This window comes from Glutamicibacter sp. NPDC087661, assembly GCF_044743275.1.
Classification (GTDB): domain Bacteria; phylum Actinomycetota; class Actinomycetes; order Actinomycetales; family Micrococcaceae; genus Glutamicibacter.
In genome coordinates this window covers 1318561-1340335 of record NZ_JBIUWE010000001.1, presented here as the reverse complement: position 1 = coordinate 1340335, position 21775 = coordinate 1318561, and the positions used below count along the sequence as shown (strand labels likewise).

Below are 21775 nucleotides of genomic sequence, written 5' to 3'. Positions count from 1 at the left end.
GTCGCGCGAAAACACGACTTGCCCCCCAGCTGCCGCCGACTCCTTTGCCACGAAACCCGCCGGACGGATAAGAATTCTGTCAACGCTGGCGATGCTCTGCTCGTCGATCTTTTTGCTTGCAGCGTGCACTTCAGCTGCGCCCCAGGCGAGCGAGCTGGACAATGCGGCGCCGCAAGAACAAGCACCATCACCGTACGCACCGCCAACTGGGAAGCCCCAGGCCAATCCGACGAAGGCACCGGAAGACAGTGCGCCGCAGCTGGAAGCTACCAAAGTGCCCAGCGACGAGCCAACACCCGAAGTAGAGAAGCCAGCGGACTACAGCGGGATAGCCTTCGAAGCCGGCGATGGAAAGCTGCCGGTGGTGAAGCGCTCCGGTGAAGCAGTCAGGGCCGCAGACCGCATGCCGGCGAATATGAAGGATGCGACACAAGCCAGCTATCGGGACGGCGTCAACGTCACGGTTGCCGCGATCGGCAATGGCATCGTGAAAAGCGAGGGACCAGGCTATTTCACCGGAGCGAAATACCGGGTGTACGAGGTCCGGATTAGCAATGGATCCGGTGAGGAACTGGACATCTCCAGTGTGATCATTAACCTCGTGCCGGGCAAGGGCCAGCAGGCAGCACTGCCGCTATACGGCGAGGTCGAGGCCTATGACTTCTCTGGCACGATCGAGGCAGGAAAGCAGGCCAGCGCCCACTACGCCTTCATCGTCCAAGATGCCGGCGCCGTGGCAAAGGTGCAGGTGGATCTGGACAACCAGCACGCTCCAGGGTTGTTCACGTTGAAGGCAGAGAAGAAATGACTCTAGCCAGAACCCTGCTGAACAAGGTTGCCGGTGTAGCTTCATCTTCCACGGCACAGGCAATCCAGTCCCTGACGAGCCTGATTGTGCTGATGCTGGCCGCCAAGCTTCTCGGGCTGGAGGCGCTGGGCCTCATTTCGACGCTTTACGGAGCGCTGATCCTTGCAGCCGCCGTCATCTCCGGCTTTGTCGGCGACTCGCTGACGGTACTGGACCGGCATGATCCGCATGTGCGGGCCGGACTGCGCTTCTGGCTCGCGTTGCTGGCCCTGTCCCTGGGGGCCATCGGAGCGTTGCTTTGCTGGGCGGGTACCGAGCTGGGCTTGCTCGGAGCTGTGCTCTACGGCCTGGCAGTGGTTGCCTACGTCGCTGAAGAGCTGGTTCGGCGCAGTTACATGGTGATCCTCAGCTTCGGAAAGCTGATCGCGGTGGACCTGGTGGTATTGGGAACCACCAGCATGGTGCTGCTGGGATTCGGCGTCTTCTCCACCCTGACGCTGGAAGCGTTCTTCTTGGCGGTCCTGGCCGGGCAATGCGCCGGAACCGCCTTCGGTTGGCTGCGCCTGCCAAACAGCGAAAAAACGCCGGCCCGCCGTCCGGCGCAAATCCGGGCTGTGGCCAGATTCGGAATCTGGCGCTCTGCCCTGCAAGGACTGCGCCCGGCCCAGCTGACCGTGATGCGCGTGCTCGTCACCGCCTTGATCGGCCTCGCCGCAGCCGGCGCGCTGGAGGCGGCTAGGCTTTATGCTGCTCCTGCGATGCTGCTGGTCACCGGCACCTGTGCCTACCTGTTTGCGTCGCTGGCCCGCGACCGAGATGCCGGTCCTTGGCGCCAGCTGAAGAACACTGATTCGGTGGTGCTCAAGCTTTTGCTGGCCACCGCAGGCTGCGCGGCCATTGGGCTGGTGCTGCTGCCTTGGGGCGGACCTCTGCTGACGGGCATCCGCCCGTCAGGTCTTGCTGTTACCGGGTGGCTGGCGTATGCCAGCGCGGTGGCGGCATCCACGCCGTATGGCCTGCTGGCTGCGGTACACGAGAATGCACGGCCGGTATTTGCTATCAGGTTCATGGACAGCATCCTGTCCGTGGTGCTGATTGCCTCGGTCCTGGTATTCACTTCGGACTACCGGCTGGTTCCGTGGGCCGCCGCCGCTGGTGCCTTGGCCGGCGGCTTGGCCATGCGGCGGTGGCTGCAGAAATCGGTTGCCGTGCACTTGCCCCGGCAGGGGCAACCAGCGGGCCGATTCGCCCAGCAGCGCTGACTTGGCAAAGCCCCGGTATCAACAATGAACGGAATGGACATGGAAGAGCAGCAGATAACGGCAGGCCGGCGCACACCCGTGCGGCGATTCACACGGGTGCTGGCTTCGGTCGCCGCGGCTGTGCTGGTCATTGCCGGCCTGAGCGCAATTCCGGCGACAGCCGCTGGCGAAGAGGAAATCGAGCTGCCCGAGACGGTCAGCGCAAATCATCTTCCTACCCCGCAGCTGAACGGGGTGGCTTGGGACCTGCGTGTGCGCGGGAATGTGGCTTATGTGGTCGGTTCGTTCACCCGGGTACGGCCAAGCGGTGCGAATCCTGGCGGCGCCGGGGAAGTGGTTCGCAATAACGCCATGGCCTTCAACATCACCAACGGGCAGATCCTGCCCTGGAACCCGAACTTCAACGCTCCAGTCATGGATATCGAGTTCTCTCCGGATGGAAGCCGTTTCTACGCAGGTGGACAGTTCACCGCCGTCAGCGGCCAAGCCCGCAGCAAGATCGCTGAATTCACCACTTCCAACGGGGCGCTGACTTCCTTCTCCGCCAGCGTGGGCGGGTCCGTGGAAACCCTTGCAGTGACCAGCGACGCTGTCTACCTGGGCGGCTCCTTCAACTCCGTGGCCAACCAGACCCGGCGCAATGTCGCCAAGCTGAACCGCGCCAACGCGGAACTTCAGGCGTGGGCACCGGCCACCGATGATATCGTCCACGGCATCATCGCCACCGACCAGAGCGACCGCGTGGTCATTGGCGGACGCTTCCAGACGATCAACAACGAGCCCAAGGTCGGCATCGGCGCCGTGAATGAGACCACCGGCCAGCAGGCGGCATGGAGCTCCACTCCGGTCCCGGCGCGGATCGATGACAATGCCCGTGCATGGGTCGTGGACCTGAAACTGGAAAACGGCGTCATCTACGCGGCGAACAACGGCATGGGCTGGCACTGGTTCGACGGCCGATTTGCCGCCGATTACGCCACCGGAGACCTGATCTGGCTCGATAATTGCTATGGATCGACCTCATCGATCAGCATCATGGGCGACGTGGTCTACTCGACCCCGCACGCCCACGACTGCTCGTCGGTCAACGGGTTCCCCGAGGAGAATCCGATGATCTGGAAGCGCGCGCTGGCGGAGACTGCCTTCGCCACCGGTACGGATGCCACTGCGCCGTCGAATAATTCGCTGGTGCGCAACCAGCCAATCCCGACCTTGCTGCACTGGTATCCCTCAATCAATACCGGTACCTATACCGGGCAGTACCAAGGTGGCTGGGCCATGGACAATAACGGGGACTACCTGGTTCTCGGCGGCGAGTTCACCAGGTTGAACAACACCAACCAGCAGGGCTTGGCTGTCTTCCCCAAGCGGTCGCTGTCGTCGAATTCGATACGGCCCGAGTACACCGCGGGGCTGAAGCCGTCGGCGATCTCCCAACGCAGCGGCTCCGTGCGCGTGGCCTGGCCGACCACCTGGGATATCGATGACGAAACGCTCACCTACGAGCTGCTGCGCGATAATTCGCTCACCGCCATCGACAGCCAGGATGTGTCCTCCATCTGGTGGAAAAAGCAGTCGCTGGGCTTCCGCGATGACAGCGTGGCTCCGGGCAGCACCCACACCTACCGGGTACGCGTCTCGGACCCGTGGGGCAATAACTACATCGGTCCGCGCTCGGATCCGGTGACCGTCAGCAACAGCGCCGAGAGTCCGTATACGCAGGTCCTGCGAGAGACCGGCGCGGATATCTACTATCCACTGAACGAATCCGATGGCAGCGTAGCCTTTGACAACATCGGCTTCGTCGATGCCGACGCCAGCGCGGCCCTGCAGCGCGGCCTGCCCGGTGCGATCAGCGACGATGATGCCAGCGGATTCAGCGGGCAGTCGCTGGCGAGCCGAAATGCCGCGACCGCGCCGGACACCTTCACCACCCAGCTGTGGTTCAAGACCGAGAGCGACCAGGGCGGCAAGCTGATCGGCTATGGCAGCTCGGCCACCGGCGACTCCGGTAGCTACGACCGCCATGCCTGGATGGACAATTCCGGACGCTTGCACTTTGGCACATGGCTGGGGTGGGCGGCAACGGTCAGTTCCTCGGCGAGCTACAACGACGGGCAGTGGCACCAGCTCACCGCAACACTGGGCCAAGCCGGAATGCACCTGTACGTTGACGGGCTGAAGGTCGCCGAACGCACCGATGCCAGCAGCGGCCAGGCCTACTCCGGCATGTGGCGCATCGGCGGGGACAACCTCAACGGCTGGCCGAACCAGCCGTCGAGCAAGGCCTTCAACGGCGAGCTGGACGAGGTGGCGATCTTCAACGAGCAGATTGACGCAGCCACCGTGCTGCAGCTCTTCCAATCCACCGGGCGCACTGCGGACATTCCCGAGCCTCCAGCCGATGCCTACGGCATCGCGGTCTACGCCGATGAACCGCAGATGTACTGGCGCCTGGATGAAACCGGGGGCAACGTGGCCACGGACAGCACCATCGCCCGCAACGACGGAACCATCAACGGCCCGGTCCGCTACGCAGAAGATTCCGCCATCGGCCACGGCACATCGCTGGGCTTCGGGGAGTCCGATGCCGCGGTGGTCTCGAACCGGGCGGTGCAGAACCCGACAGTGTTCTCCACCGAGGCCTGGTTCCGGACAACCACGGGCAATGGAGGCAAGATCATCGGTTTCGGCAATGCGGCCAGCGGCCTGTCCTCCAGCTACGACCGGCATGTCTACATGCGCAATGACGGCACCTTGGTCTTCGGCGTCTACACCGGAGCTGAAAATCTGGTCACCACCGGCCGGGCCTACAACGACGGGGACTGGCATCATCTGGTTGCCACGTTGTCCGGCGAGGGCATGAAGCTGTACGTAGATGGCGCCCTCACCGGCACCAACCCGCAAACCGCGGCCGAGCCGTTCAACGGCTACTGGCGCATTGGCGGGGACCGGGTATGGTCCGGAGCCAGCTCCGCATGGTTCGATGGCGAAATCGATGAGGCCGCCGTCTACGCCAGGGCACTGAGCCAAGCCGAGGTCAATGAGCACTACGGGATTGCCGGCGAGCCGAACCAGGATCCGCTGGCCGACTTCACCAGCACCAGCCAAGGTCTGGCGGTGGCCTTCGACGCCAGCGGATCAACCGATGCCGACGGCACCATCGCCAGCTACGCCTGGGACTTCGGCGACGGGCAAAGCACCACCGTGCAGACCGAAGGAGTGCTTCATGAATACGCCCAGGCCGGCACCTACACGGTGGTGCTGACCATTACCGATGACCGCGGTGGCACTGCCACGAAGACGCAGCAGGTCGAGGCCAAGGCGGTCAACCAGCCGCCGGTGGCCGCGATAGCCAGCGAACAGACCGGTTTGAAGGTAAGCCTGAGCGGTTCCGGATCCGAGGATCCGGAACAAGGAGAGCTGTCCTACGAATGGGACTTCGGCGATGGCAGCCAGAAGGCCTCCGGCCAGGACGTGGAGCATGCCTATGGCGCAGGCGGAGAGTACACGGTGACCCTGACGGTGACAGACAACGCTGGGGCCACCGCCCAGGCGCAGAGCATCCTGACGGTGGAAAACTCCGCTCCGCTCGCGGCCATGGAAGTGGTTGTTGACGGCCTGGGCATCCAAGTCAACGGATCTGGCTCCGCAGACCCCGAGGGCGGGGAACTGGACTATGCCTGGGACTTCGGCGACGGGACCGAGGCCACCGGGGCCGAAGCCGCCCACGAATACGCGGAACCGGGAACCTACGAGGTCACCCTCGTGGTGGCCGATGAGCACGGGGCCACCGGCACAGTGGCGAATTCGGTGCAAGTGAAGGTGCCGAACACGGCACCGGACGCTGCCTTCGAATCCACCGTCGACGGACTGGCCGCCGTCTTCACCGCTGCACCATCGCAGGATGCCGATGGGCAGATCGTGTCCTGGGAATGGGACTTCGGCGACGGGACCACCGGAACCGGGGCCGAAGCCATGCACCAGTACTCGAGCAGCGGCACCAAGACCGTGACCCTGACCGTCACCGACAACGAGGGCGCCACCGGCACCGCTTCCAGCGAAGTCACCGTGCAGGACCCGGCCGAGCTGGATCCGACCGCGGCCTTCACCTGGGAAGCCGATGAGCTCGCGATTACCGTGGACGCCTCCGATTCGCTGCCTCCGGCAGCCGGCGGGGAGATCACCGGGTACCTGTGGGAGTTCGGCGATGGAACCCAGGCCAGCGGAGTGGCGGCCAGCCACAGCTACGAGTCGTCCGGCACCTACTCGGTGACGCTGACCGTCCAGGCAGGGGAGCGGGAAAGCACCATCAGCCAGGTGGCCACGGTTGCCGCCGCCCAAGGTCCGCAGGCGCAGTTCAGCACCTCGGTCCGCGGACTCGCACTGGGCGTCGATGCCTCGGGCAGCACGGCCGGGGATACGCCGATTACCGGATACCAGTGGGACTTCGGCGATGGGCAGAACGCTCTGGGAGAAACTGCGCAGCATCGCTACGCCGAGGACGGCCGGTACACGGTCACCCTGACGGTCAGCGATGGGAACGGGCTGGAATCACGCACTGAAACCGAAGTGGATGTCCAGAATTCGGCACCGGTGGCGGCCTTCGCCCTGGAAGTGAACGGACTTGAAGTCCAGGTCGATGGCGCCGCCTCCAGCGATGCTGATGGCCAGATTGCCACTTACGCATGGGATTTCGGAGACGGGAACACCGCCAGCGGCCAGAATGCCTCCCATGAGTACGCCGAGCCAGGCGGCTATCCGATCAAGCTGGTGGTCACCGACGAGGACGGCGCAAGTGCCGAGCTGGTCCAGCAAGTGCAGGTCGCGGCCGTCGCCGAACCGGCCCTGCTGGTTTCAGATGCATTTGGACGCACCGTTTCCGATGGCTGGGGTGACGCCGATACCGGGGGAACCTGGACGCGGCAAGGCTCATCGTCCAACTTCAGCGTGGCTGGAGGCACCGGAACGATCCGCATGTCCTCCGCCGGCAGTGGACCGCTGTCGTGGCTGCCAGCCACGGTACGGGAAGGCGACATGCGCATCAAGCTCAGCCGCGACAAGGCTGCCACCGGCGGAGGCATCTACCAGACGGTGACCATCCGGGATATTCCTGGCGTCGGGGCGTACCGCGCCAAGGTCAGGTTCCTGTCCAACGGCTCGGTGGCGGTGACCCTGGAGAAGGTTGTCTCCGGCAGCGTCAGTGCGTTGAGCGCCGAGACCGTCATCGGCCAGGTAGACGGTTCGCCGGGCAAGGCCGTGTGGCTGCGTTTGCAGGCTCAGGGCAGCAGCTCCACCAGCTTGCGGGCCAAGGCCTACAACCAAGGCCAGGATGAGCCGGTGAACTGGCAGCTCAACGTCACCGACTCCACCGCCGCACTGCAGGCCGAAGGCCGTTTGGGGTTGTCGGTCTACCTCTCCGGCTCGGCGGGTAACGCGCCGGTCAACGGCGGGTTCGATGATCTGGAGGTGCGGGAAATCGCCGAATGAGCCCGGCCGTTCGCGGTTCGTTGCGCCAATGCGGTGCGAATCGCGAGCGCTGGCTCAGCGGCTTCGCCTAGGAATAGGAATTCGATGGATAGAACACGGGAAATGAACTAGATTGTTTTCAGCTTGGGTTGTCCCCTGGGGATGCGCTGCACAAATGCGGTGCTTGGGGACAGGGCTGAATATCGGGGGCGCTTGCGGCCGATCGCGGCCGCAAGCACATAAGAGTTCACTGGGGAGGACTCACATGCTGCAAGAACAACAAGGATACCGTTGGGCAGTCGCAGAACTGCGCCAGCGGCAGAAAACCAATAAGGGAGCGCCAGCCTACTCGCGCTTCGTCAACAGGCCACTGGGCCGCCGGCTGGCGGCACTGGCCTATCTGCTTCGGCTAACGCCCAACGGCGTCACCGGCATCAGCGCTCTATGCACGGCTGGCGGACTGGCGGTGATCGCGCTGCTGGAACCGTCCTTCGGCTCTTCGCTGCTGATCACAGCTTTGCTGGTGCTCGGCTACGCGCTGGATTCTGCTGATGGGCAGCTGGCCCGTCTCCAAGGCTCCGGATCCGCTGCCGGCGAATGGCTGGACCATATTGTCGACGCGATCAAGACCGCCGCCCTGCACGCGATGGTGCTGATCTCGTGGTACCGGTTCTACCCGGTAGAAGGCGCCTGGTACCTGGTGCCCATTGCCTACCAGGTCGTGGCCTGCAGCCTGTTCTTCTCCATGATCCTTACCGATCAGCTGCGCCGGCTGAACTCCGGGAGAACGGGGCACTACCTGCAGGGCCAGGGCAAGAGCTCGGCCCTGTATTCATTGGCCGTCGTGCCTACCGACTTCGGCCTGATCTGCCTGGCCTTCCTGACGCTGTGGCTGCCATCGGTGTTCATTCCGGTGTATGTCCTGCTGCTGCTGGCCAACGCAGGCTTCCTGGCGCTGGCCCTGGGCAAGTGGTACCGGGAGGTGAAGGGCCTTGGCCAAAGCGCTTGATTACCAAGAACATCGCACCTGGCCAGCTGCACCGGAATTGGGCTGGGGACAGCATGCGCATCGGGAGGCGGCAGGCATGGATCTGAGTGATTTCCTCTTCGTGCTGCGAACCCGCATGTGGTGGATCGCGGCCAGCACCCTTGCCGGGATACTCGCCTCCATCGCCATCACCCTGGGGATGACCCCGGTCTACACCGCGAAGTCGACCTTGTTCGTCAGCGTCAATTCCAGCCAGGACACGGCCTATGCCCGTGGCCAGTTCGCGCTGCAGCGAGTGGGGTCCTACCCGCAGCTGGTCAATGATCCGCAGCTGATCAACCAGGTGATCCGCGAGCTCGATCTGGATCGCAGTTTCCAGGACGTCAAATCCAATGTGAACGCCACCAATCCGGTCGATACCGTGCTGCTGGCCGTGACGGCGAAGGCCCCGGAGGCCCAGCAGGCCGCGGACATCGCCAATACGGCTGCCGGGTTGCTGGCGGAGTCCATCCAGAAGCTGGAGAACACCGACCCCAAGAAGCTCGAAGTCAAAGCGGAGCTGTCCGTGCCGGCCGCGGCACCGCAGTACGCCACCGCGCCTCGCAAATCCGTGAATCTGGCCCTGGGCCTGGTTTCGGGAGCCAGCTTGGGATTGCTGCTGGCCCTGGCGCTGCACAAGTTGGATCCGAGGATCCTGCGCGGCCGCGACGCCGAACGGCAATTGCGCATGCGCGTGCTGGGCACCGTGGCGGCCCGGTCCAAGGACGGAGCCCGTGCCAACCCGACCGGCATCCAGGTCGGTTACCGCCAGCTGGTATCGAACCTGCTGATGGCCAATGACGGGCGCCTGCCGCAACGCATCCTGGTGCTCAGTACCCGTGCCGATGCGGTTCTCGATGGGCAGCAGCTCGCCCAGACCCTGGCGGCCATGGGCAAGCGCTCGGTGATCGTGCAGGCCGACCGTCAACTGGAGCCGCTGCGCCGCGACGAGGCAAGTGGAACGGGCCTGGCCCAAGTGCTCGCTGGCACCAGCGAGCTGCATGATGCACTCACTCATATCGAATCGGTGCCGATGGGCTACCTCCCTGCCGGACCGCAACCTGAAACGCTGCGCCGTTTCGATGTGTTCGCCGGATTGGACAGCTTGATCGCTTCCCTTGAAGAGGATTTCGATGTAGTGATCTTCGTAGCCAGCATGGAGGGCCAGCCGGTGGACGCCACCGCAGTGGCCCTGCACAGCGATTGCGTGATCCTCACCGGTCGTGAACGGCGAACCACCTACCGACAGGTTGCCGATGCCCTGCAGGAGCTGAACGCTGTGCGAGTCGGAGCGACCGGGCTGGTGCTGGTGCGCAAGCCTTCGCGCTTCCGGCACCGGCGGGGTACCTGATCATGCCTCCGGCCGTCAGCGCGTCCTGGACGCCGGCGGAGCAGATTCCGGTGCCACGGCGCTACCGGGTTCCGCGTCTGTGGCAGTTGAACCTGCTGTGGATCCTGATGGTCTTCAGCGTGGTTGCTTGGCGCCAGGGAACGCTGTTCACCGGCGGACTGGACCTCGTGGTCGTGCTCAAGGCGCTGTTGCAAGGCGCCGTGCTGTGCTGGGCGATCCTGCTGTGGATGTGGAGTGGGGCCAGCCAGCCGGTAGGCGTGCGCAGTATCGCGCTGCTCGCTCCGGTTCTGGCCCTGAGCGTGATCGGGGCGATGGCAGAAGGCAATGTCATGGCCTCGGCCATCATCGCGATCCGCGTGGCGATGCTGGCAGCGACAGTGCTGTTCATCATGCGGGTTTTCCCGGCCCACCAGGTGCTGCTGGCCATGTGCGTCGGTTTGGCCGCGGTGGGCATCATCAGCGCGGGGACCGGGCTGGCGCTGGGCGGAGGCGGGCGCTTGACAGGCGGCATCCCTCCGCTGAGCCCCAATGAGATTGCCTTGCTTTCCGGTATCCCGGCACTGGTTCTTTTCCACCAATCGCTGCGCGCGCATGTGCGGTGGTGGCACGTGGGGATGCTGGTGTTGCTCAGCGCCATCCTTCTGCTCTCCGAGTCGCGCACCGCTCTCATCGCGGCTGCTTGCACGGCAGCTGGCATGCTGCTGATGCTCCGCCGAATCCCGTTGCAGACCATCGTGGCGGCGCTGGCGGCCCTTCCGCTGGTGTTCTACCTTGCGTTCCTGACTCCGGTTTTGCAGAATCTGATGGCTCGCGAGGACAGTGCCTCGGTGATGACGTTGAACTCCCGGACTATCAGCTGGTCGGTCGTGCTGAACCTGCCCAATGATTCATGGCAGAGATGGATCGGTGCGGGATTGAGCCAGAAGACCATTGCTGTCGAAGGGCAGTACTGGGACGAGCAGGTCTTCGATTCTTCGTGGATTTCCTTGCTGGCGCAAACTGGAATCATCGGAACGCTGCTTGTGGCTTTCTGGGTTCTGCTGACGGTTTTCGCCGCATTGCGTTCAAGCAGGCTGCGCAGCTTGCTGTTCCCGCTGCTGGCATTCGTGATCATCCGCAGCGTGATGGAAAACGGGCTGGTAGATGCCGGTGCGCTATTCCTGATTTTCCTGGTGTTCGCCCTGATGCTGGAACCGGCCAGCAGCCGAGCGGCCTTGGACTGGGAACACGCTGCACCCCTGCAGCGCAAGCAGCCATCGAATCCGCCGGTGGCGATGGGCAGCTGAACCCGAATGCACCGGATCCCGGCTGGGCACAATGCCGAGCCGGGATCCGTTGCTTGTACTGCCAGGGTGGCCCGGAGCCTAGCGCGGGTAGCTGCCGATGCGCTTGGAAGCGGGGGCCTGTCCTATCAGGGAGGCAATATCGCTAGGCAATGCGGTAGCCTGGCTGTTCTTGCCCGTAACGCTGGTAGTCGGATTATTGGTACTGCTCAGCACCGTGCTGGAGGTGAGTTCAAAGGAATTCAGCTCTTGTCCGGTGGACTTGGCGAAAGCCGGCAAGGTGGTGAACACCGCGGGGTTTCCAGCGCCTTTGGACCAGACGGAGGACCACTTCGGATTCGTGGAGTTGACGCGGTGATAGGCATTGGACGCCAGGGAGATCTTCATCTGTTCTGCCGTGTAGCTGCCCGAGTAATCCTCGACGGCAAGAATTGCGTTGCCACCGCCGGTATTGGAGAACACGTTGTTCTTCGCGACAATGTTCTTATTGATCCAGGTCATGGTGGTGTCAGGGAATGGCTGGCGCGGATCGTGCCCGGGGTCGGACTTGTTCGCTGCGCGGCGCGCATCCTGCACGATGTTCAGCACCCGGTTCTTGCCGCTGATGGTGTTGTTCCAGATCTTCACATCGCTGGTGTTGTTCAGTTTGAAGGCGAATCCGGAATTCTTGGTGATGCGGTTGTTGGCCACCACTGCTTTTGCGGAGATCTCCAGCGACAGTCCGTGCCCGGTATTGGAGATCAGGTCATTATTCAGGATCTTGGAATCGTAGACGGATTCATCCAGCCATAGTCCCGGACCGTAGTTGCTGTTGAGCTTGGAATCCTTCACCGTCACGCCCCGGGTGCGTCCGATCTTCAGCCCGCCGGAGACAGGCGAAGTGTTGAACCGCTCGTGGTTATTGCCTGTGGAGGCCAGTTTGTTGACGACCAGTCCGTCAGCGTACACGGCGTTCATGCCCAGCATGCCGCTGCGCTGGATTTTCACGTTGCTCACGGTGTTCTTCACAGCGCTGACGTTCAAACCCGTGGTTGCCGTATCCTCGATGGTCAGGTTCTGCACAGTGATGCCCGGCTTCTCCGCGGTGACCGCACCCATGTCGGGCACCGAAGGAGCGAACTTGCGCACATTGATACCTGAAACACTGGAATTGCGGCTGCGGATGCTCAGGGCCTTGACCAGCGTAGAAGCGCGCACGGACTTTCCGGTTGGGTCGGTGCCGAGGTGCAGCTTGTTGTTGGCGCGGTCCACATGGAAGGCACCCGGTTTGAGCTTGGCAACCGAGGATACCTGGATCTGCTTGGTCCCGTTGATCCATACCTGGTCGGGGTGGGCTGCCATGGGATAGCTGGAATTGATGAAGCCCCATGCTTCAGCCGTATTGTCTGTGGCTCCCCGGGTGTAGGTCGGGCTAGTATCGAAATCGTAGTCCCAGCCGGATTTCACCCATCCATTGCTCGCGGCGGAGAAGCCCGTGATTGCCTTGGAACCATCGAGCCAGACGGTCTCTCCCGGGTATTCGCGCAGCTTGAGGCTCTTGCCTGCGGGGATCACTACCGACTCATGGTAGCTGCCACCACGCACCACGATGGTCTGTCCGCTGGAGGCTTTGGAAATGGCCTTGGACAGGGTGCGCAGTGGCGCTGAGGCGGTACCGCCGGAGGCATCATTTCCGGATGACGAAACATAAAGTGCTGTTGAAGGGATGGCGCCCAGGGTTCCCGCCTGCGGTGCCTGCTCGCCACCGCTGACCTCTTCGGAGTGGGGAACGGTTCCTTCGGCATCAGGTGCAGGTTCGGGAGTTGGGGAAGGCGATGGGGCAGGTGCCGGTTCCGGGGCCTGCATCGCCGGTTCGGTAGCTGAACGCGCTACCAGATTGTCAACGTGCAGACCGGAGTTGCCGGTGGCGCTGGCCGAAAGGTAACCGCCTATGCGCAAGCTGCCTTTGGCCGAGGCCAGCGCTGTGGATGCATCTTCCGATTCCAGTTGCCATTCGGGGGTTCCGCTGCCAGCTGCGAAGGCTCGGGCCTTGAGCGACGCGGTGCCGCTTCCGGTGACGGCGAAGTCAACATGGTACGCAGTCCCCGGGCGAGCCGCTGCGCTGATCTGCCGAGAATCGAGCACGATCTTCTTACCGCTGACGGTCCGTGAAATTTCCAGGGACAGATTGCCAGTGCTTTGCAGCCGAAGCGAAGCGGTGTATTGGCCATCTGCGGTACTTCGGGCACCTAGGTGCGCATAGGACGAACCCGTGCTGGGCAGCGAGTCGAAGGAAATATCGACGCCGGCCTGCATGTCGGCAGCGTTGATGGCGGCGGTGGCATGGCTGAGCTTGCCGGGGACCAAGGTAATTTCACCCTGGGAACCATCTACGGCGAAACGGCTTGGACTGTTGGCTAGGTAGGGGATTCCACTTGAAGCAGAGCCCCAGCCGGAGCCAACTGTGCGGTTCATGGCATCGGCGACCAATGTGGTCGAAGCGGCCACGGGCACCGGGTTCAAGGAGGTGGCGACGATGCCGCACGCGGCGGCCAAGGCCAATGCCGCGATCAGGCGCGGCCGCTGGGAAGATTGGCCAGATGTATCCGGACCGAGGGGCAAGAGGTTCTTGGGGGAAAGGTTCTGCAAAGGATCCTCGGAGCTTAACCCGTGCTCCCCAGCGAAACAGGCCCTGCTCATTCAATATAGACGATGGTTTAAGGGTCACGCGGGCCCTGCTGTAAATGGTGGCATGGAATGAACCGTTATTCAATCGTGATGTTTCTCTCTCGATCCCTGGACTTCGAGGTTGACGAGGAAACTTCCCCAGTGGCCAGTGAGTATTCCAAGTACCCCCGAGCAAGTAATTCGCGGGTAACGCAAGTGCGGGTGCACTCGTGTGCCGCAACGGCACGACACATATGCTCGGTAGATGAGAAACGCATGCTTGCGGCATGTTCCGGAACTCGCCGTTGATTTTGGGGATCGACGCTGGTGCGGCAAGCAAGCGAACGTTGATTCTGCTGTTTAAATTTGGGGGAACAGAATGCAACGCACCGAGCACCATGACTCGCGCGCCAAGCTGCGCATCGCCTTGATCGGCACCAGGGGAGTACCTGCACGCTATGGCGGTTTCGAGACCGCTATTGAAGAGGTAGGGCGCCGCCTGGCCGATCAAGGGCACGAGGTGACCGTATATTGCCGTGGCACTGCCAAAGACGAGCGCATGAGCGAATACCAGGGCATGAAGCTGGTGCATTTGCCTGCCATGAGGCGAAGGAGCCTCGAGACGCTGAGCCATACTGCACTGTCGGTGATCCATGCCCTCTTCAACCGGCCCGATGCGGCGATTGTCTTCAACGCGGCCAATGCCCCGCTGCTCCCGCTGCTGCGTTTGGGAAGGATTCCCGTCGCCACGCACGTGGATGGGCTGGAATGGAAACGGGCCAAGTGGGGACCTATTGGCCAGAAGTACTACCGGCTATGCGAGCGCCTCTGCGTCTGGTGGAGCAGGGAATTGATTGCCGATGCCCTGGGTATCGCCAACTACTACGCGGCGAAATTCTCGCGGGCAACGAGGCTCATCACCTATGGGGCACCGCAAATTCCCGAGGCTGCTGCAGTGAAATTGGCTGAGCTCGGCTTGGAATCCGGAAAGTTCCATCTGGTAGTGGCCCGCTTCGAGCCGGAGAACCACGTGGAGATGATTGTCCGTGGCTACAGCCAGTCGCAGGCCAGGCTCCCGCTGGTGGTCGTCGGTTCGGCGCCCTATGCCGAGCAATACACTCAGCAGGTTCATGCCGCGGCCACGGAACAAGTCCGCTTCCTAGGCGGGGTATGGGACCAGCAGCTGCTAGATGAGCTCTATGCCCATGCACTTGCCTATTGGCATGGCCATTCGGTCGGCGGTACCAACCCATCATTGCTCAGGGCGTTGGGTGCCGGTACGGCGATCAACGCCTATGACGTGAACTTCAACCGCGAAGTGGCCCAGGCAGCCGGCGAATACTTCAATGACCCGCAATCCGCGTCCAGGCTCTTCGACCGCACCGAATCAAAGGACGATGCCGTTCGCCAACGCGCCCAGCTCGCACGAAAGCGCGCTAGCGACTATGACTGGGACGATGTTGCCCGGGCCTACGAAAAGCTGTGCTTGGATTTGGCCGGTGCCGGAGAGCCTTCGGTGGAATTTGACGCAGAACCGTCTGCGGAAATTGGCCGCCGCCGCGCCTGAGGCTGGCACGAGAATTCTGGGAAACAGTAAAGCGTCCAGGCCATGGGGATGGCCCGGATGCTATGGGGAATCGAATCAGCAACTGGTTCATGAGAAATTGGGGAAAATAATGATCACTGGGTACGCCGCAGGTGCTTTCGACCTGTTCCACGTCGGGCACCTGAATATTCTCAGGCAAGCCAAGTCCAGATGCGACTATCTGATTGCCGGTGTGGTCAGTGATGAAAGGCTGCTCCAAACCAAGGGGAAACGGCCGGTGATACCGGAAAGCGAACGACTGGATATCGTCTCCTCGATAGGCTTCGTGGATGAGGCGGTTCTCGATTTTCATCCGAACCGATTACTGACGTGGGAGGATGTCAGATTCGATGTGTTCTTCAAGGGAGATGACTGGAAGGGAACCCGCGAAGGAAAAGGACTAGAAGAGCTCTTTGCAACCGTCGGGGTGAGAGTCGAGTACTTCCCCTACACCGTGCATACTTCCAGCACCAAGCTCAGAGTGGCCTTAGGGCAATTAGGCTCGCCATCTATCCAGGTCCAGCGGGCCTGAGCGCAGAACCAGACAGATCATGCAACGCGCACAAGCAGCAGAACCTCCGGCCTGCGGCCATGTCCCAGCCAAGATGCGCATCGTTCCGATGCTGCTCTTGCTGGGAATCGCCCTGGTTTCCTGCACGGTAGAACCCCAGGCTTCGCCGCAAGCGGCCATGCCTGGGGAACCAGCCGAAACTACATTGGCGACTATCGATCAGCAGCTGCACGAATCAGCCTTGGCGGCGCCCTCCACCAAGGCGGGCAAGGCCGCTGAAAAATCCGAGGATTCAGCTTCTCCTGCCGAGAAAGCAGAGAAGTCCACATGGAAAAAGGACAAGGATGCGCAGAAAGTGGCGCCGGATGCCCAAGCGGCTGGCAAGCCGCCTGCCACAGCCAAGGCAGTGGACCTTGCTGAAGAAGTCCAGGCGGGCCCGCATGCGCAGATGCGGATCAAGCGCATCGAGCAAACCCAGTCCGAAGCAGAAGGCATCGGGCAAATCGCCGGGGCCGCGACACTGGTTGAAATCGAGTTATCCAACGACGGAGTCACCGCGCTGGACTTGGGCGAGGCCCAAGTGCGCTTGTTCTACGGGGACGGCAGGGAACCGGCGGCCGTGCTCACCGACACACGCAGCACCGTACTTCCTCCACAACTGGCGGCAGGCAAGCAGGCTACTGCCACCTATCTATTCAGCGCCCAAACGGAATCAGCGTCTGACGTGACCCTTGAATTCGAAACTGGCGCAACCAAGAAAATCCAACAGCTCGCAGGTGAGGTATCGCCATGATCCGCAGATCCGCCCCGGCCATCGCCCGATGGGCCATGACCATGATTGCTGCAACCGCGCTGATCGCGGCCGCCGCATTAGCCACGCCGCCGCAGGCACTTGCAGATAGTGTGCCCGCGGATCCGTCAGACCCGCTCACCCCTGCGACCGTCACCGCCGATGCCCTCCCGACCGTCCAGATCGATGGCGTGGTCTGGAGCCAAGTGGTCATTGGCAACACGGTATATGCAGGAGGAAGTTTCGCTACCGCGCGTCCTGCAGGTGCTGCGGCCGGGACGCAAACCGCAACACGCAAGAACATCCTCGCCTACGACATTCGAACCGGAGAACTGCTCAACAGCTTCACTCCGGAATTCAATGCCCAGGTACTCACTCTTGCTGCCTCGCCGGACGGCAGCCGGCTCTACGCTGGCGGCGACTTCACCACCTTGGACGGGCAAAGCGCTTCGCGCATTGCGGCACTGGACCCGGTGACCGGAGAACGCATCGAGGAATTCGACCCGCAGCCTTCAAATTCCGTGCGCAGCATTGTCGCCACGAACACCACGGTTTACCTGGGCGGTTCGTTCTTCCGCATTGGCGAAGCCTGGCGTGAGCAAGCGGCTGCGTTGCGTGCCAGCGACGCGGCCCTCCTGTCGTTCAGGCCCGTGGTCGCAGGAGGGCACGTCGAGTCCATGTCGCTGTCGCCCGATGGGACAAAGCTGGCCTTGGGCGGCAAATTCACGCAGGTGAACTCGACCAGTGACTTCGCCAACGGCCTAGCCGTCGTGAGCACCGAGACCAGCGGGAAGTACCCATATCCGGCAGCCTCGCATGTCCGCAATGGCGGGGAGACTGGTTCCATCACGTCCATTGCCACAGACCAGGACACTTTCTACGCCAGCGGCTACACGTTCGGTCGAGCGACCACCCTGGAAGGCGTGGTGGCCATCAAATGGGCAGACCTCGAAACACGCTGGGTAGAGGACTGCCACGGGGATACCTACTCCGTGCACGCCACCGGAGACCTGCTCTACCTTGCCGGCCATCCGCACTATTGCGGAAACATCGGCGGATTCGCCCAGGAACCCAACTGGCAGTACAACCGCGCCATGGCCTTCAGCAAGGAAACAGCAGGGACAATTGACCGTGAAATCCACGGATATACCAATTTCGAAGGACTGCCGCATCCGCGGCTGCAGACCTGGTTCCCGGCGTTGAGCACCGGCACCTATACCGGGCAGAGCCAAGGCCCATGGAGTGTCACTGGCAATGACGAATACATTGTCTATGGTGGGGAATTCCAGCGGGTGAACTACAAGAACCAGCAGGGGCTAGTCCGCTTCGCTATCCGCAGCCTGGCGCCCAATGACAGGGGCCCGCTGCCAAGCGGCGAGGACTTCGTTCCGACCCTGAGCTCCACCACTGCAGGCGAAGTGCGCATCCGCTGGCAGGCAGCCTCGGACATGGACAACGGGACCCTGGCCTACAAGGTGATCCGTGACGGGGCGAATAACGCGCCCATCCACACGGTCCAAGCCGACTCGACCTTCTGGATGCGCCAAGGCATGTCCTTCGTGGACAAAGACGTGGAGCCGGGAAGCACGCACAGCTACCGGATCTTCGCCGTGGACCCGACGGGGAAGGAGGCACGCAGCACCACCGAAAGCATCACGGTGGCACAGGACACCGTTGCCTCCACCGCATACGAAAAGGTCATCAAAGCTGACAAGCCCAAGGCCTACTGGCCATTCGGAGCAGCTGACAACTCCACTGCCCTTGACGCCTCCGGAAGCGAAGACCTGCAGCTCGCAGGAAATGCAGGAGTCGATTCCTCATCAGCTATTGCCGGGGGAAATGGCCGCAGCCTGTCCCTGGGCGGCAGCGGGGCGCAGGACATGGTTCGCTGGCAGCGTCCGCAGGAGTTCACGACCGAACTGTGGTTCAAGGCCTCGCCCCTGCAGCGTGGCCGGCTCATCGGCTATGGCAATGGACAGAATGCGGACTCGACCGACCATGACCGGTTGACCTATGTGAATTCCCTGGGACGGTTGTCCTTCGGCGTGACCGAACGCGGCGCTCGCCGGGTGATCACCTCGTCCGGGATCTACAACGACAACAGCTGGCATCATGTGGTCTCAAGCCTGGGAGAAGATGGCATGCGCCTGTACGTGGACGGGCAGCAAGTAGCCTCGCGTGCAAGCACCAAATCCGCATTGGAACTCGACGGCTTCTGGCGAGTGGGCAATGACCGTGTCAGCGGATGGAGCTCGGCGCCAACTGGCGGTTTCGCCGGACGGGTCGACGAAGTCGCGGTCTACGGCAAGCAGCTGAGCCCGGCCGCGGTGGCGAACCATTACCAGGCTGGAATCGGACGACCTGCCAATGCCAGTCCGACGGCTGAATTCACCCATGAGATCCAGGGCCAGCAGCTCACCGTGGATGCATCGGAGTCCACGGATCCCGACGGCACCATCGCCAGCTATGGATGGGATTTCGGAGATGGAAACAGCGCCGAAGGCATCACCGCCGGGCATAGCTACGCAGAACCCGGGACCTATCAGGTGAAGCTGACGGTCACCGATGATGCCAACGGGACGGATACGGCCACGAAGCAGGTCACCATCCTGCCGCCGCCCGAACCCAACCAGCCTCCTGAAGCGGCCTTCGAAATTACTGAAGTGGACGGGCTGAAGGTCACCGTTGATGCCTCGCAGAGTTCTGATCCCGATAATGATGAGCTCAGCTACCGCTGGTCCTTCGGCAACGGCAGCGACTGGGTGGAGGGCTCAGCCATTGAATCGTTCAGCTACAGCGAACCAGATGAGTACACGATAACGCTGGAAGCCAGTGATCCGGACGGCTTGGTGGATAGCCACACCGAAACGGTGAAGGTCTCGCTACCGCCAAGGCCGGTGGCAGTTGACGCCTTTAGCCGCAATGTCACCGGCAATTGGGGCGCTGCCGATACCGGTGGCACGTGGACGCGGACCGGATCCGCGGCGACCGCCAACGTCGCTGGGGGAGTTGGCCAGCTTCTGGGCCTGAATCCCGGTTCAGGGCCGGCCATCTACCTGCCGGTGGTTGACAGCACCAGCACGGAAGCCGCTGTCCAGGTGCAGCTGGATAAGCAGCCGACCGGCAATGGAACCTATGTGTCCTTCTCGTCGAGGTATCTGGGCAATGCGAACCAGTACTACCTCAAAAGCCAGTTCACTTCCTCGGGCGGCATCCAGATCCAGCTGATTCGTGCCGTGGGCGGTGCGGAGAGTGTTCTGGCCACGCAGTACCAGTCCTCCTTCGGGTACCAGGCTGGCGAGGCGGTCCACTTGAAGCTGTCGGTGACAGGAACCAACCCGACGCAGCTGGCGGCAAAGATCTGGGCTGCCGCAGACAGCGAGCCAGCCGACTGGCAGCTCAACGCCAGCGACTCGACCAGCGAGCTGCAAGTTCCAGGAGGCATAGGCCTGCGCCTGTATCTCTCCGGCTCGACATCCAATGCACCGGTGACCGCGTCCTTCGACAACCTGTCCGTGACCGGTTAGCAAGGATCCGCACAATGCCAGACCCGCCAGAGCCCAGGCCTTGGCGGGCCTGGGCTGCCGAAGGGGCATCATGGAAACCGGAACTGCAGGTCCGCTCGCGGTCAGCCGCCGCACGTTCCTGGGCTTGGCTGCCGGCGCATTGCTGCTGGCCGGGTGCTCAGGGGAATTAGTGGCAAAGCGCGCCTCGCCCAAGGCGGTCAGCGCGGCAGACCTGCTCGGGCAAGATCTCTTCTACATTGCCCACCGCGGGTCGGGGGATAACTGGACCGAGCATACGCTGCATGCCTACCGGCAAGCCCTCGCCCATGGTGCCCAAGCCATCGAGATCTCGGTGCACCGGAGCAAGGACGGCCATTTCGTTTGCCACCATGACGCCAGCCTGGAGCGCCTGTGCGGAGTCCCGCGGCTGATCAGCGAAACCGCGTGGGACGAGCTCCAAGCACTGCGCAACGATGCTCGCCAATGGCTTGGACCGAATGCTGCGTTGGAGCCCTTGGCACGCCTGGAAACCGTTCTGGAAGCACTGGCGGACCAGGCGGTCCTCTTCATCGAGGACAAGAGCGGACAGCACGCCGCCGAGCTGATCGAGATGATTGCCGCTTCCCCGGTTCCTATCGAATCGACGGTGTGGAAGCAGCCGGCAACCGGCACCGGAGCCGAATTGGCATCGGCCGCCGGGATGAAGACCTGGGGCTACTTCGCCCCGGAGAATTTTGGCGGCATTGAACAGCTTGCTGGTGGGTTCGATGCACTAGGAATCCACGATTCGGCTGACCCGGGCACCATTGAACGAGCAGTGGAGACGGGGCTTCCAGTGATCTGCTGGGAAGTGCACCGCAGAAGCCAGAGGGACTGGCTGGCCCAGCAGGGCGTGCGGGGGATGATGTGCTCGAACTTGCCCTACGTAACTTCTTCACCGCAAGCCGTGCCGACGGTTGCAGACGGCTTCACCAGCGGCCTGCGGGCCGCGGGTGATCTGCCCGATGCGATCACCTGGAAAGCGCAGCCGCAGATCTCTGCCGCAGAAGGCATTCTCACGCTTGGCGACTCCCGCAAGGCATCCTATGCCCTGGGATCAATGGCCTTGGCGGGGGCCGGTAATTGGCGTTTGAAGGCCCAGATCCGCTGGCCGCAGCGGGGAAGCGGGAACCAGATTGCCGGACTGGCCTTCGGACTGCCAACGGATGAGCCCTACCGGGCATTCGAGGAATCGCAGGCAGACGGATTCCACCTCCAGCTCGAAAGCCACGGCGAAGTATCGCTCTGGCGAGCAGGCGGGAAAACTCCGCACAAGCTGGGAAGGGCAATGTGGAATGCGCCTTCTGGAGGTGAATGGGCGCAGATCGAGCTGGTGATGGCGGATGGACGGATCCTGGCCGAATGCGGTGGCGAGGCATTGGCAGCGGAACTGGGCGAATCTGTTGCGCCAGGCTACCTGAACCTGCTGAACCTGATTCCGGCCGGGCATGGGGTGGACTTCCGAAAGGTGTCGCTGGAGCTGGAAGCGTCGGCGTAA

General features: G+C 62.6%; 12 protein-coding genes. 11 read left to right on the top strand and 1 reads right to left on the bottom strand.

All coding sequences use genetic code 11. The features are described from left to right. The first annotated feature begins 274 nt into the window (after positions 1-274). The 6 genes from ACIOTN_RS06265 (at position 275) to ACIOTN_RS06240 (ending at position 11203) form a co-directional block, all read left to right on the top strand. Positions 275-808, top strand: a complete 534-nt coding sequence (locus tag ACIOTN_RS06265) for a hypothetical protein (protein WP_146112301.1) — start codon at positions 275-277, stop codon at positions 806-808. Beyond that, positions 805-2070 carry a hypothetical protein gene (locus ACIOTN_RS06260; protein WP_105661122.1) on the top strand — a complete coding sequence of 422 codons (1266 nt, stop codon included), beginning with the start codon at positions 805-807 and terminating at the stop codon, positions 2068-2070. Before ACIOTN_RS06265 ends, ACIOTN_RS06260 begins: the two co-directional genes overlap by 4 nt. 39 nt (positions 2071-2109) lie before the next feature. Next, positions 2110-7560, top strand: coding sequence for a PKD domain-containing protein (locus tag ACIOTN_RS06255; RefSeq protein ID WP_402734936.1), 5451 nt, complete (start codon positions 2110-2112; stop codon positions 7558-7560). Between the two features lie 244 nt (positions 7561-7804). Then, positions 7805-8548 (top strand): CDP-alcohol phosphatidyltransferase family protein, encoded by a 744-nt coding sequence (locus ACIOTN_RS06250; RefSeq protein ID WP_105658095.1) that lies wholly within the window; start codon positions 7805-7807, stop codon positions 8546-8548. A 76-nt stretch (positions 8549-8624) separates the two neighbouring features. Beyond that, positions 8625-9917: a Wzz/FepE/Etk N-terminal domain-containing protein gene (locus tag ACIOTN_RS06245; RefSeq protein ID WP_332595080.1), complete on the top strand. Its 1293-nt coding sequence runs from the start codon at positions 8625-8627 to the stop codon at positions 9915-9917. Positions 9918-9919: 2 nt separating this feature from the next. Continuing rightward, positions 9920-11203 (top strand): O-antigen ligase family protein, encoded by a 1284-nt coding sequence (locus ACIOTN_RS06240; protein ID WP_133834680.1) that lies wholly within the window; start codon positions 9920-9922, stop codon positions 11201-11203. A gap of 78 nt (positions 11204-11281) precedes the next feature. On the opposite strand, the gene ACIOTN_RS06235 is transcribed toward ACIOTN_RS06240, so the two are convergent. Beyond that, positions 11282-13828 carry a right-handed parallel beta-helix repeat-containing protein gene (locus ACIOTN_RS06235; RefSeq protein ID WP_402734935.1) on the bottom strand — a complete coding sequence of 849 codons (2547 nt, stop codon included), beginning with the start codon at positions 13826-13828 and terminating at the stop codon, positions 11282-11284. A 397-nt stretch (positions 13829-14225) separates the two neighbouring features. Here ACIOTN_RS06235 and ACIOTN_RS06230 point away from each other — a divergent pair, with 397 nt between their 5' ends. The 5 genes from ACIOTN_RS06230 to ACIOTN_RS06210 all read left to right on the top strand — a co-directional run bounded on the left by ACIOTN_RS06230 (position 14226) and on the right by ACIOTN_RS06210 (position 21775). Next, entirely contained in the window at positions 14226-15413 is a 1188-nt protein-coding gene (locus tag ACIOTN_RS06230) for a DUF1972 domain-containing protein (RefSeq protein ID WP_105658099.1), read from the top strand. Between the two features lie 109 nt (positions 15414-15522). Next, positions 15523-15963 (top strand): adenylyltransferase/cytidyltransferase family protein, encoded by a 441-nt coding sequence (locus tag ACIOTN_RS06225; protein WP_402734934.1) that lies wholly within the window; start codon positions 15523-15525, stop codon positions 15961-15963. 19 nt (positions 15964-15982) lie between these two features. Beyond that, positions 15983-16735, top strand: a complete 753-nt coding sequence (locus ACIOTN_RS06220) for a hypothetical protein (RefSeq protein WP_400290968.1) — start codon at positions 15983-15985, stop codon at positions 16733-16735. Beyond that, entirely contained in the window at positions 16732-20259 is a 3528-nt protein-coding gene (locus ACIOTN_RS06215) for a PKD domain-containing protein (RefSeq protein ID WP_402734933.1), read from the top strand. Before ACIOTN_RS06220 ends, ACIOTN_RS06215 begins: the two co-directional genes overlap by 4 nt. 70 nt (positions 20260-20329) lie before the next feature. Beyond that, positions 20330-21775, top strand: coding sequence for a glycerophosphodiester phosphodiesterase (locus ACIOTN_RS06210; RefSeq protein WP_402734932.1), 1446 nt, complete (start codon positions 20330-20332; stop codon positions 21773-21775).

Excerpts from the sequence above, each read along its gene's own strand:
- ACIOTN_RS06260 (WP_105661122.1), top strand. The coding sequence starts at position 805 with ATGACTCTAGCCAGAACCCTGCTGAACAAGGTTGCCGGTGTAGCTTCA.
- ACIOTN_RS06255 (WP_402734936.1), top strand. The coding sequence starts at position 2,110 with ATGGAAGAGCAGCAGATAACGGCAGGCCGGCGCACACCCGTGCGGCGA.
- ACIOTN_RS06250 (WP_105658095.1), top strand. The coding sequence starts at position 7,805 with ATGCTGCAAGAACAACAAGGATACCGTTGGGCAGTCGCAGAACTGCGC.
- ACIOTN_RS06245 (WP_332595080.1), top strand. The coding sequence starts at position 8,625 with ATGGATCTGAGTGATTTCCTCTTCGTGCTGCGAACCCGCATGTGGTGG.
- ACIOTN_RS06240 (WP_133834680.1), top strand. The coding sequence starts at position 9,920 with ATGCCTCCGGCCGTCAGCGCGTCCTGGACGCCGGCGGAGCAGATTCCG.
- ACIOTN_RS06230 (WP_105658099.1), top strand. The coding sequence starts at position 14,226 with ATGCAACGCACCGAGCACCATGACTCGCGCGCCAAGCTGCGCATCGCC.
- ACIOTN_RS06225 (WP_402734934.1), top strand. The coding sequence starts at position 15,523 with ATGATCACTGGGTACGCCGCAGGTGCTTTCGACCTGTTCCACGTCGGG.
- ACIOTN_RS06220 (WP_400290968.1), top strand. The coding sequence starts at position 15,983 with ATGCAACGCGCACAAGCAGCAGAACCTCCGGCCTGCGGCCATGTCCCA.
- ACIOTN_RS06215 (WP_402734933.1), top strand. The coding sequence starts at position 16,732 with ATGATCCGCAGATCCGCCCCGGCCATCGCCCGATGGGCCATGACCATG.
- ACIOTN_RS06210 (WP_402734932.1), top strand. The coding sequence starts at position 20,330 with ATGGAAACCGGAACTGCAGGTCCGCTCGCGGTCAGCCGCCGCACGTTC.